Origin of the sequence: Streptomyces sp. NPDC051561 (genome assembly GCF_044454195.1) — a bacterium.
Taxonomy (GTDB): domain Bacteria; phylum Actinomycetota; class Actinomycetes; order Streptomycetales; family Streptomycetaceae; genus Streptomyces.
Genome location: NZ_JBITDM010000007.1, coordinates 54,832 through 71,486 on the forward strand (window position 1 = coordinate 54,832; position 16,655 = coordinate 71,486).

Annotated in this window: 11 protein-coding genes and 1 pseudogene; 2 read left to right on the plus strand and 10 right to left on the minus strand. The window is 71.4% G+C overall.

Annotation, left to right across the window (positions count from 1 at the left end; genetic code table 11):
* Positions 1–143 precede the first annotated feature (143 nt).
* Together ACIA73_RS17915 and ACIA73_RS17920 are read right to left on the minus strand one after the other, a co-directional pair.
* Complete coding sequence (locus ACIA73_RS17915) at positions 144–1,697, minus strand: acyl-CoA synthetase (protein ID WP_399439489.1); 1,554 nt, start codon at positions 1,695–1,697, stop codon at positions 144–146.
* Between the two features lie 3 nt (positions 1,698–1,700).
* On the minus strand, positions 1,701–2,810 hold the full coding sequence (locus ACIA73_RS17920; protein ID WP_399439490.1) for an NAD(P)H-dependent flavin oxidoreductase: 1,110 nt from the start codon (positions 2,808–2,810) through the stop codon (positions 1,701–1,703).
* 162 nt (positions 2,811–2,972) lie between these two features.
* On the opposite strand from ACIA73_RS17920, the gene ACIA73_RS17925 reads away from it, so the two are divergent.
* Entirely contained in the window at positions 2,973–4,793 is a 1,821-nt protein-coding gene (locus tag ACIA73_RS17925; RefSeq protein ID WP_399439492.1) for a serine hydrolase, read from the plus strand.
* A gap of 72 nt (positions 4,794–4,865) precedes the next feature.
* On the opposite strand, the gene ACIA73_RS17930 is transcribed toward ACIA73_RS17925, so the two are convergent.
* Both ACIA73_RS17930 and ACIA73_RS17935 read right to left on the minus strand, forming a co-directional pair.
* A complete protein-coding gene (locus tag ACIA73_RS17930; protein WP_399439493.1) occupies positions 4,866–5,261 on the minus strand; it encodes a hypothetical protein in 396 nt (131 codons plus the stop codon).
* Positions 5,262–5,325: 64 nt separating this feature from the next.
* The gene (locus tag ACIA73_RS17935; protein ID WP_399439495.1) at positions 5,326–6,912 is read right to left on the minus strand and encodes a phytoene desaturase family protein; all 1,587 of its coding nucleotides are present in this window, start codon (positions 6,910–6,912) and stop codon (positions 5,326–5,328) included.
* Positions 6,913–7,079: 167 nt separating this feature from the next.
* On the opposite strand from ACIA73_RS17935, the gene ACIA73_RS17940 reads away from it, so the two are divergent.
* Positions 7,080–8,267 (plus strand): CopD family protein, encoded by a 1,188-nt coding sequence (locus tag ACIA73_RS17940; protein ID WP_399439496.1) that lies wholly within the window; start codon positions 7,080–7,082, stop codon positions 8,265–8,267.
* A gap of 84 nt (positions 8,268–8,351) precedes the next feature.
* Here ACIA73_RS17940 and ACIA73_RS17945 read toward each other — a convergent pair.
* The 6 genes and pseudogenes from ACIA73_RS17945 to ACIA73_RS17970 all read right to left on the minus strand — a co-directional run bounded on the left by ACIA73_RS17945 (position 8,352) and on the right by ACIA73_RS17970 (position 16,582).
* Positions 8,352–10,632, minus strand: a pseudogene (locus ACIA73_RS17945) (tetratricopeptide repeat protein).
* A complete protein-coding gene (locus ACIA73_RS17950; protein WP_399439498.1) occupies positions 10,614–11,555 on the minus strand; it encodes an oxygenase MpaB family protein in 942 nt (313 codons plus the stop codon). The pseudogene ACIA73_RS17945 and the gene ACIA73_RS17950 overlap by 19 nt, the downstream one beginning before the upstream one ends.
* A 42-nt stretch (positions 11,556–11,597) precedes the next feature.
* On the minus strand, positions 11,598–12,524 hold the full coding sequence (locus ACIA73_RS17955; RefSeq protein WP_399439499.1) for a hypothetical protein: 927 nt from the start codon (positions 12,522–12,524) through the stop codon (positions 11,598–11,600).
* Positions 12,521–14,272 (minus strand): CotH kinase family protein, encoded by a 1,752-nt coding sequence (locus ACIA73_RS17960; protein WP_399439501.1) that lies wholly within the window; start codon positions 14,270–14,272, stop codon positions 12,521–12,523. The genes ACIA73_RS17955 and ACIA73_RS17960 overlap by 4 nt, the downstream gene beginning before the upstream one ends.
* Before the next feature lie 102 nt (positions 14,273–14,374).
* On the minus strand, positions 14,375–15,553 hold the full coding sequence (locus tag ACIA73_RS17965) for an acyl-CoA dehydrogenase family protein (protein ID WP_399439502.1): 1,179 nt from the start codon (positions 15,551–15,553) through the stop codon (positions 14,375–14,377).
* A 99-nt stretch (positions 15,554–15,652) separates the two neighbouring features.
* Complete coding sequence (locus ACIA73_RS17970) at positions 15,653–16,582, minus strand: DUF72 domain-containing protein (protein WP_399439503.1); 930 nt, start codon at positions 16,580–16,582, stop codon at positions 15,653–15,655.
* Positions 16,583–16,655: the final 73 nt, after the last annotated feature.

Consider the following 16,655-nt stretch of genomic DNA (forward strand, 5'->3'; position numbering starts at 1 on the left):
ACCCCCCCCCCCCCCCCCCCCCCCCCCCCCCGCGCGGGCCCCGCCCCCCCCCGCCCCCCCCCCCCCCCCCCCCCCCCACGGCTCTGTGCGCAGTTCCGGCCGTGGCCGGGGGGCCGGTTGCGGTCGGCGAGTGCCGACCGTGATCAGAGCGCCCGGTCGTGCCCCTCCCAGTAGGGCTCGCGGAGGCGGCGTTTGTAGAGCTTTCCGTTGGGGTCGCGGGGCATCGTGGTGATGAAGTCCAGGGACTTGGGGCGCTTGTAGCCGGCCAGCCGGGTTTCGCAGTGGGCAAGGATGGTGGCGGCCAGGGCCTCCGACGGCTCGTGGCCCTCGGCGGTTTCGACGACCGCCTTGACCTGCTCGCCCCAGTCCGCGTGCGGGATGCCGAAGGCCGCCGCGTCGGCGACGGCGGGGTGGGTGAGCAGGGCGGCCTCGATCTCGGCGGGGTAGATGTTGACGCCACCCGAGATGATCATGTCGATCTTGCGGTCACGGAGGAAGAGGTAGCCGTCCTCGTCGAGGATGCCGAGGTCGCCGACGGTGAAGAAGTCACCGATGCGGTTCTTCCGGGTCTTGGCCTCGTCCTTGTGGTAGCTGAAGCCCCCGGTGTTCATCTTGAGGTAGACGGTGCCGAGCCGGCCGGGCGGCAGCCGGTTGCCGTCGTCGTCGAAGATGGCGAGCTCACTGATCGGCCAGGCCTTGCCGACGGTGCCGGGCTTCTTCAGCCAGTCCTCGGCGGTGGCGAACGCGCCGCCGCCCTCGCTGGCCGCGTAGTACTCCTCGACGCTGTTCCCCCACCACTCGATCATCGCCCGCTTGACGTGCTCCGGGCAGGGTGCGGCGCCGTGGATGGCGTGCCGCATCGAGGTCACGTCGTACGACCGCCTGGTCTCGTCCGGGAGGGCGAGGAGGCGGTGGAACTGGGTGGGGACCATGTGGGTGTGGGTGCAGCGGTGGGTGTCGATGAGGCGGAGCATGTCCTTAGGGGTCCACTTGTCCATCAGGACCAGGGGGTGCCCGATGTGCAGGGCGGCGCCCGCGAACTGGAGTACCGCGGTGTGGTAAAGCGGTGAGCAGACCAGGTGGACGTTGCCGTCGTGGGGTCGGATGCCGAAGATGCCGAGGAAGCCGCCGAGGTGTGACTCCTCGGGGAGCTTGCCGGAGAGGGGGCGGCGGATGCCCCGGGGGCGGCCCGTGGTGCCGGAGGTGTAGTTCATGACCCAGCCGAGGGCGCGGTCCTCCGGGGGCGACTCCGGTTGTCCGGCGAGGAGCTGGGGGTAGGGGAGGAAGCCCGGCACCGTGCCGACGGAGTATCGGTGGGTGGCGGGGAGGGCGGCTTCGTCGGCGGCGGAGGTGGCCGCGTCGGCGAAGCGTTCGTGGGCGATGAGGGCCTTGGCGGCGGAGTCGGAGACGATCCAGGCGATCTCGGGGCCGGTGAGGTGGTGGTTCACCGGGACGAGGTAGAGGCCGGCCTGGACCGCGGCCAGGTAGGCGGTGAAGAACTCGACGCCGTTGGGCAGGACCACGGCGAAGGAGTCACCCTGGCGCAGTCCCGCGGCGCGCAGACCGTGCACCAACTGGTTGGTGGCGGCGTGGAGTTGACCGGCCGACCACTTCTCGCCGTCGGGGGCGATCAGGACCGTGCGGTCGGGGTCGGCGGCGGCCTGGGCCCAGAAGCCGTTGGGGGGCTGATTGGACATGTGTCAGTTCCCGTCCCTTCCCGCGATGCGGTTGATGCGGTTCACGGCCTGCTCGAAGTCCCTGGTGAGGTCGTCGAAGACGGCCTGGACGCTGCGCCGGGAGTTCATCCGGCCGACGATCTGGCCGACCGGGGTGCCGAGCAGCGGCCCCACTTCGTACTTCTGGATACGGGAGTTGGCCTCGGCGACCAGCAGTCCCTGGAGGGGCATCGGGAGGGTGCCGGGGCCGTTGGGGTCGTCCCAGGCGTCGGTCCACTCGGTGCGGAGCTGGCGGGCGGGTTTGCCGGTGAGGGCGCGGGAGCGGACGGTGTCGCCGGAGCCCGCGGCGAGGAGTTTGGCGGTGAGGGCGGCGGAGTGGAGTTCGGCTTCCTCGGTGGTGAGCCAGAGGGAGCCGAGCCAGGCGCCCTGCGCGCCGAGGGCGAAAGCGGCGGCGATCTGCCCGCCGCTGCCGATGCCTCCGGCGGCGAGCACCGGCAACTCCCCGACCGAGTCGACGACTTCGGGCACCAGCACCATGGAGGCGATCTCGCCGGTGTGGCCGCCCGCCTCGTACCCCTGCGCGACGACGATGTCGATCCCGGCCTCCGCGTGGCGGCGGGCGTGCTTGGCGCTGCCCGCGAGGGCGGCGACCAGGACGTCCTGTGCGTGGGCGCGGGCGACGACATCGGCGGGGGGTGAGCCGAGCGCGTTGGCGAGGAGTTTGATCGGGTAGTCGAAGGCGACGTCGAGCTGGTTGCGGGCGACCTGTTCCATCCAGCCGGTGATCCGCCAGCCGGAGGCCTCACCCTCGGCGAGTTCGGGCACGCCGTGCTTGGCGAGGATCTCCTGGACGTACTGGCGGTGACCGGCAGGGATCATCGCCTCCACCTCGGCCTCGGTCACACCCTCGACCTTCTTGGCGGGCATCACGACATCCAGGCCGTACGGCTTCCCGTCGGTGTGCTCCTGCATCCAGTCGAGTTCGCGGGCGAGATCGTCCGGATCGGTGTAGCGCACCGCCCCGAGTACGCCGAATCCTCCCGCCCTGGTGAGGGCGGCGGCCACCGCGGGGAACGGCGTGAAGCCGAAGATGGCGTGCTCGACTCCCAGTTTCTGGCTCAGCTCCGTCTTCATGGGCGGCAGGATGCCGCAGGGCGGCTGCGAGGGGAAGAGCATTTCTGATGCTGCGTCAGATTCTTTGGGTGACGGGTCGGGCGCGGGCGCGGGGGATCCGCGCGCGAGGTGGGGCTGTCGGGGCTGTTGACACCGGGGTTTCGCTTTGGCCTGCTGGTGGCCATGACTGAGGATGGTGCGGACAGAGAGTTCAGGGACTTCAGCCGAAGGCACTTCGCGGGCGGGGCTTTGGCGCTGGGAGGTGCGTTGGTCTTGGGCCCCATTGCCGCCGCGGGTGCGGCGGAGGCGGAAGGCGCGAGCGTGGGCGCGGGTGGAGGCTCGGGCGGCGGCCGGCCGACGCTGAAATACGGTTCGCCCGCACGCGCCGGACTGCTCCCCCAGTATCTCGACCAACTGGTCGGGGACGCGCGGAAGTTCCTCGGCCCCTCCCCGAAGTACCCGTGGTACGCGGGTGCGGTACTGCTCGCCGGGCGGGGCGGTACGGTCGCGCTGCACGAGCCGATCGGGAAGGCCGTGCGCTACGCGGCGTACGACGAGAAAACCGACACGGCGGTGGAGTTCCCGCCGGAGCAGCAGATCGACATGGCCCGGGACACGGTCTTCGACCTGGCGTCGGTGTCCAAGCTGTTCACCTCGATGCTGGCGGTGCAGCAGATCGAGCGGGGCAGGCTGGCGCTGGAGGCGAAGGTGGCCTCCTATCTGCCGGAGTTCGGGGCGGCGGGCAAGCAGGAGATCACCGTCCGGCAGCTGCTCACGCACACCTCGGGCTTCAAGGCGTGGATTCCGCTGTACTCGCAGCCGACCCGCGAGGGCAAGCTGAAGATGCTGTGGAACGAGACCCCGGCCAACCCGCCCGGCACGGTGTATCTGTACTCGGACCTCAATCTGATCTCGCTCCAGCTGGTCCTGGAGAAGATCACCTCTCTCCCCCTGGACGCACAGCTCCGCAACGAGATCACCGCCCCGCTCGGCATGCGCCGCACCCGCTTCAACCCGCCCGCCTCCTGGAAGCCGAAGGTCGCGGCCACCGAGGACGCCCGCAAGCCCTGGTCGGGGATCGACCGCGGACTGGTCTGGGGTGAGGTGCACGACGAGAACGCGTTCGGCTTCGACGGGGTCGCGGGGCACGCCGGGGTCTTCTCCACCGCCTGGGACCTGGCGATCCTCGCCCGCACCCTGCTCAACGGCGGGGTGTACGGCCGGGCCCGCATCCTGCGCCCCGCGTCGGTGGAACTGATGTTCACCGACTTCAACACCGACTTCCCCGGCGACGAGCACGGTCTCGGCTTCGAGCTCTACCAGCACTGGTACATGGGCGCGATGGCCACTCCGCGCACCGCGGGCCACACCGGTTTCACCGGCACCAGTCTGGTCATCGACCCGACGACCGATTCCTTCCTGATCGTGCTGGGCAACTCCGTTCATCCGGTACGGAGTTGGCGCAGCGGGTCGGCGCCCCGGGTGGCAACGGCCAACGACATGGCGCGCGCGGTGGCGGTGCGGCCCGCCCGGGGACGCAGCGCCTGGTTCTCCGGTATGGAGTCCTCCACCACGGCGACGCTCGCGCTGCCCGCGCTGCCGGTGGGATCCGACCGGGCGGTGTTCCACTGCGACCTGTGGTGGGACACCGAACCGGCCGCCGACACACTGACGTTGGAGGCTTCCGCGGACGCGGGGGCGACCTGGACCGCCGTGCCGTTCACGACCGTACGCGAGGGCGGGAAGCCGGAGCCGCATCCGGGTGGCACGGCGACCGGGTGGTCCGGGCGGGTCTGGCACCGGGCGGGCGCGGACCTCGCGGCGTACCGGGGCAAGGACGTGACGCTGCGCTGGCGGTACGCGACCGATCTGCGGTACGTCGGTCGCGGGGTGTACGTCGACGGGCTGCGCGTCACGGACCGGGGGCGGCCGCTGTTCGACGAGTCCAGGCCCGGGGACGCCGCCCGGATCGCGGCGACGGGGTGGACGGCCTCCTCGGACTGACCGCCCTGGTCCGAACCCGGTGGCTCCTGAACCGGCGCCCGCGGCTCCCGGCCGGGAGCCGCGGGCGCCGGTTCAGCGGTGGCGGTGCAGGAGCAGCAGCGTGACTCCCGCCGCCACCGCCACGGCGCCCGCACCTGCCCGTACCGGCGCCCGCCCGGAACCGCCGAGCTTCCCGAAGCTGTACCGGGACTGGAGAGACAGTGCGGACCACTGGGACTGGGCCGACAGCAGCGACCCCGTGCTCATCCAGGACCCGATGGACATCCGCGACAGCGCGGAGCCGATCGACCCGACCGACAGTGCGCTGCCCACCGAGCCCACGGACAGCACGGAGCCGACCGACCCGATCGACAGCACGGAGCCGACGGAGCCGATCGACAGCACCGAGTCCTGCGAGTACAGCGAGAGGGGCGAGTTGTCGGCCTTCGCCGGGGACTTCCGCGCCGAGCACTTCCGGGATTTCGACATGGGCCCATCCTGCCCCGGAACCGCCGAGTCCGTCCGCCGAGTCCGTCCGCCGGCTCCGAGTCGGCTACCGCCCCAGCACCGCCATCGCCGCGTTGTGCCCGGCCACCCCGCTGACCCCGCCGCCCCTCACCGCGCCCGCCCCGCACAGCAGCACATTGGGGTGGGCGGTCGCCACGCCCCACCGCTCGGCCGCCCCTTCCGCGCCCTCCCGGAGGTACGGGTAGGACAGGTCGCCGTGGAAGATGTGTCCGCCCGGCAGCCGTAGTTCGCGTTCCAGGTCGAGCGGTGTCTTGGCCTCGATGCAGGGCCTGCCCTCGGCGTCCGGGGCGAGGCAGTCGGTGAGGGGCTCGGCGAGGTGGGTGTCGAGCTGTTCGAGGGTGGTGCGCAGCAGCTCGGTGCGGGTGGCCTCGTTGTCGGCGGTGAAGAGCCGGGACGGGGTGTGCAGGCCGAAGAGGGTGAGGGTCTGGTAGCCCTGCGCGGCCAGGTCGGGGCCGAGGATCGAGGGGTCGGTCAGCGAGTGGCAGTAGATCTCGGAGGGCGGGGCGCTGGGCAGCCGCCCCTGCGCCGCCTGGCGGTACGCGGTCGCCAACTCCTCGTATCCCTCGGCCACATGGAAGGTTCCGGCGAACGCGTCGCGCGGGTCCACGCCGCGGTCGCGCAGGCGCGGCAGCCGCCGCAGCAGCATGTTGACCTTGAGCTGGGCACCCTCGGGTGCGGCGGCGGACGGTTCCTCGCCGAGGAGCTGGGCGAGGTGGTGGGGTGAGGCGTTGACCAGGACGTGCTGGGCGGCGACCACGGCTTCGCCGGTTTCCGTACGGTACGAGACCTCGGCGCGCGCCCCGCCGGTGTCGATGTGCAGCACCTCGCAGCCGGTGCGGATCTCGGCGCCCGCCGAACGGGCCGCTGCCGCGAGGGCGTCGGTGAGGGCTCCCATACCGCCGACGGGGACGTCCCAGTCACCGGTGCCACCGCCGATCACGTGGTAGAGGAAGCAGCGGTTCTGGGCGAGCGACGGGTCGTGGGCGTCGGCGAAGGTGCCGATCAGGGCGTCGGTCAGGACCACGCCCCGTACCAGATCGTGCGAGAAGTTCTCCTCGATCGCGGTGCCGATGGGCTCCTCGAAGAGGGTGCGCCAGGCGGTCGCGTCGTCGATCCGGCGGCGGAGCGCGTCCCGGGTGGGCAGCGGGGCGGTGAGGGTCGGGAAGACGCGCTCGGCGACCTGACCCAACCGTCCGTAGAAGTCCTCCCAGGCGCGGAATTCCTTCTCTCCCCCGGTGAGTTCCGCGAAGGAGGCGCGGGTTCCGGAACCGCCGACCAGCAGTCCGCCGTCCCTGCTGGGGGTGTACGAGGAAATTGTCCGCTTCCGTACGGCGAAGGACAGTCCGAGGTCCCGCACAATAGTGCGGGGGAGCAACGAGACCAGATACGAGTAGCGCGACAGCCTGGCGTCGGTACCGGCGAAGGGGCGGGTGGACACCGCCGCTCCCCCGGTACCGGCGAGTCGTTCGAGCAGCAGCACCGAGCGGCCGGCCCGGGCGAGGTAGGCGGCGGCGACCAGTCCGTTGTGGCCGCCGCCGACAATCACGGCGTCGTACGGGGAACGCCGCGGCGCGACGGTGGACGAGGCAGAAGGTTCAACAGGGGCGGGCATGGCGGGACCCTATGCGGTACGCCACAGGTCCGACAGGGGGGGTACGGGGCGCGATGGCGACGGACTGGAGAAGCGCGGGCCCGGAGCAGGGGCCCGGGGACACGGCGTGGCGGCCGGAAGAGGGGGGCCGCTTTGTGCCCTCTCGTCCGGATAGGGAAAATCAGGAGGTGACCTACCCGGAACCCTCCACCCACCCGGCGCCGCTGGACCACCGGACCATCGAGCTGCACTCCGGCCCGGTTGTCGGCCGGTACGCCGAGGCTGCCGCCGAGCGGTACACCGAGACCGCCGGCGATCCGCGATCCGAAGCTGCCCGCGGTCCACGCGCGGACGCCCCTGTCGACTGGCGGCGGCGGGCGAGGACGTACGCCACTCCGGCTGCCGCCGTGGGTGTGCTCGTCGTGGTCGCCCTGCTGGGCATGGGCATCGTGTCCCGTGACACGGGCGAGCTGAACATACCCGGGGCCGGGACCACCACGCTGCTGCGTTCGGTGTTCCTGGCCGCCCTCTTCCTGCACCTCGGCGAGATCGTCGGGCACCGGATGGCGCGGACGGTGCCAGGGGCTCCGGAGGCCCGGCCACCCAGGTGGGGGATCGCGCTGTCGCTGGCCGGGGCGGCGGCCTCGTTCGGCCAGATCGTCCAGTTGGCGAGTCTGGGCGGTATGACGTTCACCGAGACGTATGCGACGGAGCCGGGCGGGATGCTGCTGCTCCAGGCCAACGCGTTCCTCGCGGCGGCGGCGTGCGCGTGGCTGAAGCGGCCGGTGTGGGCGGTGCTGCCGATTGCGGCGGTGATCTTCTCGGAGGCGGTGCGGGCGCATCCTGAGTTGGACACTCCGGAGATCGGGATCGCGTTGACGACGGTCCATCTGACGGCGTCGGCGTTGTGGACGGGTGGGTTGGTTTACGCGCTGCGGGCGATGCATGTGTGGCGACGGGTGGAGGTTTCGCCGGGGGCGGTGCCGGGGGCTGGTTCCGGGCTTGGGGCTGGGGCCGAGTCAGGGACGGGGCCGGGGCGGGCGCTGCTGGCGCGGTACGCGCGGATGGCGGCGTTTTTGTACGTGGCGCTGGCGGTGACCGGGACGTTCAGTACGCTGCGCCGGTTGCCGCTGGAGGATGTCTTCGTCACGGCCTATGGGCGGACGCTGTTGGTGAAGCTGGGGTTGTTCCTGGTGGTGAGTGTGCTGGCGCTGGTGGCGAGGGCGCGGTTGCGCAGATCGCTGCGGCGGCGGTCGGGGCGTGGGCGGCGGGATGAGGGCGGGGCGGCTCGGGCGGCCAAGGCGGAGGTGGTGGTTTTGGTGGGAGTGGTGGCGGTTTCGGCTTTGTTGACGGTGGTGCCGACACCGTCCTGGTAGGGGTGGCCGCCGCTGCGCGGGGCTGTTCCCCACCCCGCCCCTTCCCGAAACTGGGGCGCTGCCCCGGGCCCAGGAGGGGGTTGGTCAGCCGCGGTTTCTGCGCAGGGCGGCTACTCTGCGGTAGATTTCGGCGGCTTCGGGGGCGCGGCCCAGTTGTTCGAGGCACTGGGCCTCGTCGTTGCGGCTGGCGAGGGCGTCGGGGTGGTCCACGCCCAGGACGCGCTCGCGTTCCTGGGCCACTTGGCGGTAGACGGTGAGGGCGTCGGACCAGCGGCCGAGCCAGCCCAGGCCGACGGCGACCTCGCGGCGGGAGACGAGGGTGTCCGGGTGGCCGGGGCCCAGGACGCGCTCGCGGATGGCGCAGACGTCCCGGGCTTCGGCGAGGGCTTCCTCCCAGCGGGCCATGCGGCCGAGGTTGACGCCGAGGCCGTGGCGGGCGCGGAGGGTTTCCGTGTCGGCGGGTCCGGCGGTGCGGGTGCGGTCGTCGACCAGGTCGCGGTAGAGCTCCAGGGCTTCGGCGCTGCGGCCGAGGCGGCCGAGGCAGATGCCGACCTCGTAGCGGGCGGAGAGGGTGTCGGGGTGGTCGGCGCCGAGCGCGCGGGCGCGGGCCCTGGCGACGTCGCGGTAGGTCTGGAGCGCTTCGGTCCAGCGGCCGAGCTGGCCCAGTGCGTACGCCACTTCGTACTGGGTGACCAGGGTGTCGGGATGACCCGCGCCGAGCACTCTGGCGCGGGCCGCCGCGACATCACGGGCCATCCGGTAGGAGTCCTCCAGACGGCCCAGTCTGCTCAGGTTGAAGGCCAGGTTGTGGCGGCAGCGCAGGGTGTCCACATGCTCGGGGCCCATGGTGCGCTCGCGGGCGGTCAGCACCGCCGAGTACACCTGGTGGGCCTCGAAGTGCCGGCCGAGCTGGCCCAGTACGTACGCCGTCTCCTGCCTGGCGGCCAGGGTCTCCGGATGGTCGCCGCCCATGGTGCGGGCCCGGCCGTCGGCGACCCGGGTGAACTCGCGCAGGGCGTCCGCGGCGCGGCCGGTGCGGCTGAGCGTGAAGCCCACCTCGTAGTGGCTGGCGAGGGTGTCGGGGTGGTCGGGGCCCAGCGCGTGCTCGCGTTCGGCTGCGACCGCGCGGTGCACCTCGCCGGCCTCCTCCCACCGGCCCAGCCTGCCGAGGCTGAGGCCCGCGTTGTGCCTGCTGTCCAGGACTTCGAGGACTTCCGGCGGAGGCGTCGGCCGTTCCCTCGTGGACGGTACGGGGGTGCCCGCGGCGCGCAGCCCGGCCCCGCTGGTCCACTCCCCGGTCAGCCCGGCGGCCGGGTCGCCGTGCGCGGGGGTGAGCGAGCCGCTGCCGCCCGCCTTGTGGCCGGTGGTCATGCCGTTGGTCCAGGAGGGCAGCCGGGGGGGCGCGGCTCGGCGGCTGTTCGGGGCGCTCGGCGGGGCGGCGCAGACCGGGGGCGGCGGCGAGCACGGTCGCGGGGTGGCCCGGGACGCCGGGCAGCAGCCGGCCGGCCGACGGGGTGAGGCGTCCGTCGGTGAGGCGGCGGCCGAGGTCCTTGGCGTCGACGGGCCGCCCGTCGGGGGTCTTGGCGAGCAGGTCGAGGACTATCCGGTCGAAGAACTCGGGGAGTTCGGCCCGGTGCGTGCGCGGCGGCTCGGGGGTGGTGTCCCGATGGCCGACCAGGACCGCCCAGGCGTCCTCCAGGTCGAAGGGCGGGACGCCGGTGGCGATCTCGTACAGCACACAGCCCAGCGAGTAGAGGTCGCTGCGGTGGTCGACGTTGATGCCGCTGATCTGCTCGGGCGACATGTAGTGCGGGGTTCCCATGGCGATACCGGTGCCGGTGAGGCGGGAGGTGAAGCCGATGTCGTGGCCGAGGCGGGCAATGCCGAAGTCGCAGATCTTCACCGTGCCGTCGGTGAGCCGCATGATGTTGGCGGGCTTCAAGTCGCGGTGGACGATGCCCTGTTCATGGGTGTACGCGAGCGCCCAGGCGACCTGCTCGGCGATGTCGACGACATCGGGGACGGGCAGCGGATGCTGTTTGTTGTCCTCCAGGAGCTGGCTGAGGTTACGGCCCTCCAGCAGCTCCATCACCAGGTAGAGGACGCCCTCGTACTCGCCGAAGTCGTGGACGACGGTGACGCCGCGGTGCTGGAGGGCCGCGGCCACCCGGGCCTCGCGCCGGAAGCGTTCGCGCAGCACTCCGGAGATCGCCTGGTCGTGCTGGGTACCCATGGGCTTGAGGCACTTCACGGCGACCCGCCTGCCGAGCGACTCGTCACGGGCACGCCACACCTCGCCCATGCCCCCGCGCCCGATCAGGTCGAGCAGCCGGTACCGGCCCTGGATCAGCCTGGTGTCCGCCATCTCGTACTGTCGCCCCCGTCGCTTTGCTGCGCCCTCCCCGGCCCGTCCAGTATGGCCGCCCTCCGGTCGAGTTTGTACGGTGCGGGGCGGCTGCCGGGCCCGAGCCGGGCAACTGCCTTCAAGATGTGACCTGGTGGGAGCTGCCAGCGGAGCCGGGAGGGGATCGAGCGCAGAATGTTGCCGGTGGCGGTCAACCTGAGGTCGACCCGGCGCGGTGCGGGTGCGGACCGGCCGTACAGGGCGTGCGCGTAGGGCGGCAGTGAGGCGTAGGCGAGGCTCGCCACGCGCCGCCAGAGGAGTCCGCGGGCCGGTACCAGGGCCGGCGGCACCGGTGGTCTGCGCAGGAAGGCGTCCACCGTGCGGGCGTCCTCGCCGGCCTCCAGCCCGGGCCGCATCGTCTCGAAGTAGGCCGCCAACTCCCCCGTACTGGTAGGGACTTCCGCCGGATCGAGCCCCACCAGACGTGCACTTTCGCGGTGTTCGGCGACGTAGCGGTCCGCCTCGGCGTCACTCATCCGCAGTCCGGAGCGGCGGGCGATGCCCAGGTACGAGTCAATTTCCGCGCAGTGCACCCAGAGCAGCAGCTCCGGGTCGTCGACCCCGAGCTTGCGGTGGATGCCCCGGACCCGCGCCCCTGCTCGCTCGGCCGCCTCGGTGGTGCCGTAGGTGATCGTGCCGACGAAGTCGGCGGTGCGCATCAGCCGGCCCCAGGCGTCGTCCAGGAAGGTGCTGTTGATCATTACGCCGCGTACCGCCCGGGGGTGCAGCGCCTGGAGGTAGAGGGCGCGGACCCCTGCGATCCACATGACCGGGTCGCCGTGCACCTGCCAGGTGACGGAGGCGGGCCCGAAGAGGCCGGGGTCGAGGGCGGGCCGTGCCGCGGAGTGCGTGCTGCCCGGCTCGTCCGGCCCCGGCTCTCTCATGTCACCTGCCACTTTCTCGCTCAGTCGGTGTCACCCGGGACCTCAGTTGCTGTCACCCGGGATCAGGAACAGGTGGATCGACTGGTCCTTGGCGCGCAGCCGCTCCGTTCCCGCACTCTTCTTCGCACGGTCGGACACGATCACGACATGGTCGGCGGAGACCCAGGAGACGCCTTCCGCGTTGCCGTAGACCGTACGCCCCTTGCCGTCGGTGGGCAGGCGATGGACCGTTCCCTCGTCGACCTCCCACTTCTTGGCGGAGAGCCGGCCCACCCACAGCGCGGACGACGCCTGCGAGAGCACGGCGATCCGTCCGTCGCGCACGGACACACTGCTGTAGTCCTCGAAGGGCAGCGACCGGGGCAGCCGCACGGTGTCCGTACGGGTCCAGCGCTTGCCCTCGCGGCGGAAGACCTGGATCTGTCCGCCGCCCGGCGTCCGGCCCTTCTTGCCGCCCTCGCACCGGTTGCCCTCGCACAGGGCGAGGAGATGTCCGGTGCCCGCGCGCTCGACCCACTCCAGACCTTCCATGCCCTTGTTGGCGTCCGGCAGCTCGAAGTCGAGGAGCGCGGATCCGAGGGGGCGCAGTTTCGCGTCGTACTCCTGCACCCGGGCGCGGAAGCCCTTCGGCTTGACCGGTTCGGCCTCGCTGAGCGTGAAGTAGTGGTCGTTGAGGGCGTCGTGGGCGAGGTCCTCGTACCCCACGACCGTCTTGGTGCCGGCGGACTTCTTCGCCCGGCGGGCGTTGATCACGCCGTTCTCCGGCGCTTTGGGCGACAGCTCGCTGCTGACCCGGATGAGGGAGGTCAGGTTGTCGCAGACGACCAGGAAGGCGCCGTCGTGGTGGAGGACACCGCTGGCTTCCAGACGGGTGCCCGCGCTGTCGCCGATCAGGTCCTGGAGCTTGGCTTCCTTGACCAGGCGGAGCTCGCCGGGTGCTTTGGCCGGCTTCTTGTTGGTCGCGGTCATGAGGGGAGTACCTCCATCGCGCCCGGGAACGTCGCCCCACTGGCGCCGTTCGGGTAGGTCTTGCGCAGCTCGGCGAGCTGCTGGCGTGCGTGGTCGTACCGCATGCGGGTGTAGTGGAGGATCCCGTAGGTGAACTGCGAGCCCCGGCTCAGCTCCCACTGGCGGTATCCGGCGCGGTAGACCTCGTCGTTGGTGAACTGCCGCCCGGTGAAGGGCGCTCCGTGCTGGCTGGCCGACTCGCCGTACGCGGCGGACGAGATCAGCTGCCACAGCCCGTCGGCCCGCCCGGAGCCCTCCGCGCCCAGCAGTACGGCGACCTTCTCGGGGCTGAACTCCGTGTCCAGGAGGTATTCGAGGTGGTCGAGGTAGTACTGGCAGAAGTCGTGCTGCCGCAGCAGGTTGGTGAACAGCGGCAGGTGCGACGTCTCGTGCGGGGCGTGGGTGATCCGGCAGTAGTCGCGGCTCATGGCGGGCCAGTCGAGCAGGTCCGTGTACTGCCACGGGGTGGCGAAGAAGTCGATGCCCGAGCTGTTGTCGTAGTCCCAGGGGATGAAGGTGAAGTACGGGCGGGCCACGAACCCCGTCGGGTCGCCGAGCCGGCCCGAGTTGTAGAGGTAGTAGTTCGACGGCGTCGCGAAGTAGTTGTCCCAGCTGCCGAGGAGGACGTTGGCGCCCGCCCAGCGCAGGAAGGCAGGCACGTTCAGGATCTGCTCGACCGCGGCACGGAAGGCGTCGGTCGTGAACCTGCTGTCTTCTGCGCCCAGTTGGACACCGTTGACGGTCCGCACGAGGGTGGCGAGATCGTCGTAGCTGCCGGCGGCCGGGTCGTCCTCGTTGGTCTTCAGCCGGTAGGTGCGCTCGTCCTCCTGGCTGCCCGCGGTGAAGTAGTGCCGCCCGCCGTCGTCGCCGTCACCGCCGGACCTGTGCTCCAGGGTCGCGCAGCCGACGTCTCCGCAGTACGCCTTGTAGAGGTTGCCCTCGGCGTTCTTGCCGAAGTGGTCCTTCAGGAACTTCTTGTCGACCTGCTCGATGACCGAGAAGAGGCCCAGGTAGCGGTCGTTGATGGAGAAGGTGGCGTACGTGTGCTGCGCCGCCGGGACGCCCGCGCGTTCCAGCAGCCGCCAGGCGACGGCCTCGCGCATCTGCGACGGGTCGTTGTACATCGCCTTGAGGTTGATCCGCGCCATGCCGTAGAGCCGGTCCTCGCTCGCACCGACCTCGAAGTTGATCTTCCAGGAGCGTTTGGGTGCGTGCGCGGTCATGTTGCCGCTGTTGACCATCGAGAACGACGGTGTCGCGAGCAGCGTGTCCTCGGCGGCACCGCTCCTCGCCAGGGTGAGCCGGGCCCCCTGCGGCGCCTCCCGCACCTCGTCGGCCGTCAGGACGCCGGGCGGCCAGCCGGTGACCTTGACCTGATACATGTCCTGAGCGAAGAACTCCGCTTTGTTCTGCGCCGCGTTGAGGTAGCCGTCCACGATCTGCCCGATCGCGGTGGGCCGCCCCGCCGGGTCGAGAAGTACCAGGCTGCCGTCGAGCGGGATGCCCGCCGCCTCCCCCTGCTCGGCGAGCAACAGGTCGTACAGCGCACTGAACTCGGCCTTCGTCCGCAGCGCCGCGTCGAGTGGCCCCGCTGCGGCGTTGGCCTGCTCCGCGAGCCGCCGCCCGGTGCCCGCGGGCAACGCGGAAGGGGCGATGACCTGGTTCTTGAACGCGTCCCGGAACGTGCCCTTGCCGATGATCCTGTCCACGACGGCCTCCTGGGGTGAGCCTTCCTCTCTACGCTCGTCACCCCATGACCGCCAGGCCCGGATTCGGCCTGTCCGCCGGTGGAGACCCGTGGCCTCAGCAGCTCACCGCCGCACCCTCGGCATCCCCAGTCCGATCCACGAGATGATCTCGCGCTGGATCTCGTTGTTGCCGCCGCCGAAGGTGAAGATGACGGCCGAGCGGTAGCCGCGCTCCAGTTCCCCGTGCAGGACCTCGCCCGCAGAGCCCTCCTTGAGGGGCCCGGCCGAGCCGACGATCTCCATCAGCCAGCCGTAGGCGTCCCGGCGTGCCTCCGAGCCGTAGACCTTGACGGCGGAGGCGTCCTGCGGGGTGAGGGTGCCGTTCTGGAGGGCGGTCACCATCTGCCAGTTGAGCAGCTTCATGGCGTCGAGCCTCGTGTGGGTGCGGGCGAGCCGGCCGCGCACCCAGTTCAGGTCGATGACGCGGCGGCCGTCGGCGAGCTTGGTGTCCATGGCCCAGCGCTGTACGTCGTGCAGGGCGCGCACCGCCATGGTGCCGTGGGCGGCGAGGGTGACGCGCTCGTGGTTGAGCTGATTGGTGATCAGGCGCCAGCCCTTGTTCTCCTCGCCGACGCGGCGGGAGACGGGGACGCGGATGTTCTCGTAGTAGCTGGCGGTGGTGTCGTGCGAGGCGAGGGTGTTGATCAGGGTGCAGGAGTAGCCGGGGTCGCTGGTGGGGACGAGGAGCATGGTGATGCCTTTGTGGGGCGGGGCGTCGGGGTCGGTGCGCACCGCGAGCCAGACCCAGTCGGCGGTGTCGCCGTTGGTGGTCCATATCTTCTGGCCGTTGACGACGTAGGTGTCCCCGTCGCGCACCGCCCGGGTCTTCAGGGCCGCGAGGTCGGTGCCCGCGTCGGGTTCGCTGTAGCCGATGGCGAAGTCGAGTTCGCCGGAGAGGATCCTCGGCAGGAAGTACGCCTTCTGCTCGTCGGTGCCGTACCGCATGATCGTCGGCCCGACGGTGTTGAGCGCCATCAGCGGCAGCGGCACGTTGGCCTGTGCGGCCTCGTCGAAGAAGACGTACTGCTCCATGGGGGTCAGGCCCCGGCCGCCGTACTCCTCGGGCCAGCCGACCCCGAGCCAGCCGTCGGTGCCGAGCCGGCGGATGGTCTCGCGGTAGAAGCGCTTCTGGGCGGCGGGGTCGGTGTGGCGTGCGGTGGCGTCGTCGGGGATCAGGTCCGCGAAGTAGCTGCGCAGCTCGGCGCGCAACTGCTGCTGCTCGGGCGTGTATTCGAGGTGCACGGGCCCTCCAGGCATCTTGCGTACGGCGGGTGGCTGCGGCGGCGCACACAGTAGAACGTGTTGCAGGAATGAGGAAGGGGTGCGGGCAGCCGGGAGCTCTCAGGCCTCCCGGCGGAGCAGCGTGTCCATGGTCTCGGCGGCGGTCACCGAGGCGTCCGCGCAGCAGTTGTTGAACAGGACGTGGACCTGCGCGGACCGCTCGGCGAGTGCCGCGATGCGCGGTACCCACGGGCGCAGTTCGTCCTCGGTGTAGCGGTGCCGGTAGCTGTCCTCCTTGCCGCCGGTCCCCCACTGCGGGCTCCGGCCGTGGAACCGTACGACCGCGAGGTCCGGCGAGGTCGCCTCGGCCACCGGGGGCAGTGAGCCGGGCAGCCGCTGGGCGACGTCGACGCCGACCAGCGGGATGCGGTGCTCACGCAGCAGGGCGAGAGTGTCGGGCAGGCGTTCGGGGGTGAACCAGTCGGGGTGGCGGAATTCGACGGTGATCGGTACCTCGGCGCGCTCCCGGCACTCGGCGATGTAGTCCATCGCGCGCCGCTCGGGCCGGAACCACGGGGAGAACTGGAACAGCACGCTGCCGAGCCGGCCGGTGTCGCGGAGCGGGGCGATGCCGGTGTGGAACAGCCGCCACAGTTCGTCGAGGGCGTCCGGCGGCAGATCGCGTTTGCGGACCCGGCCCCTGCCCCGGGCCACCGACCGCAGCTGCGGCGGGAGTGCGGAGGTGCGGGCACTGTGGCCGGTGAGCAGCGCGAACGCCTTGAGGTCGAAGACGAAGTGGTCCGGGGTGCGCTGGGCCCACAGCTTGGCGACGCGCTCTGCGGGCAGCCCGTAGAAGGTGCTGTCGACCTCGACGAGGGAGAAGCGCCCGGAGTAGTGCCGCAGGCGCCCTTCGGCGCCCCGGGTGCCCGGCGGGTACCAGCCGCTGGTGACCAGAGCGGGGTCGGTCCAGGAGCAGGTGCCGACGCGGATACCGGTGGCGGGCGGGGTGCTGGGGTGGTCGCTGATGGCGCATCCTCGGGTGGCGGACATTCCGCCTCCCGGGTACCTCGCCCCCCGGGAGGCGAAACGCCCATCGGGGCACGGGAGTTCAGGGGGCCGAGAA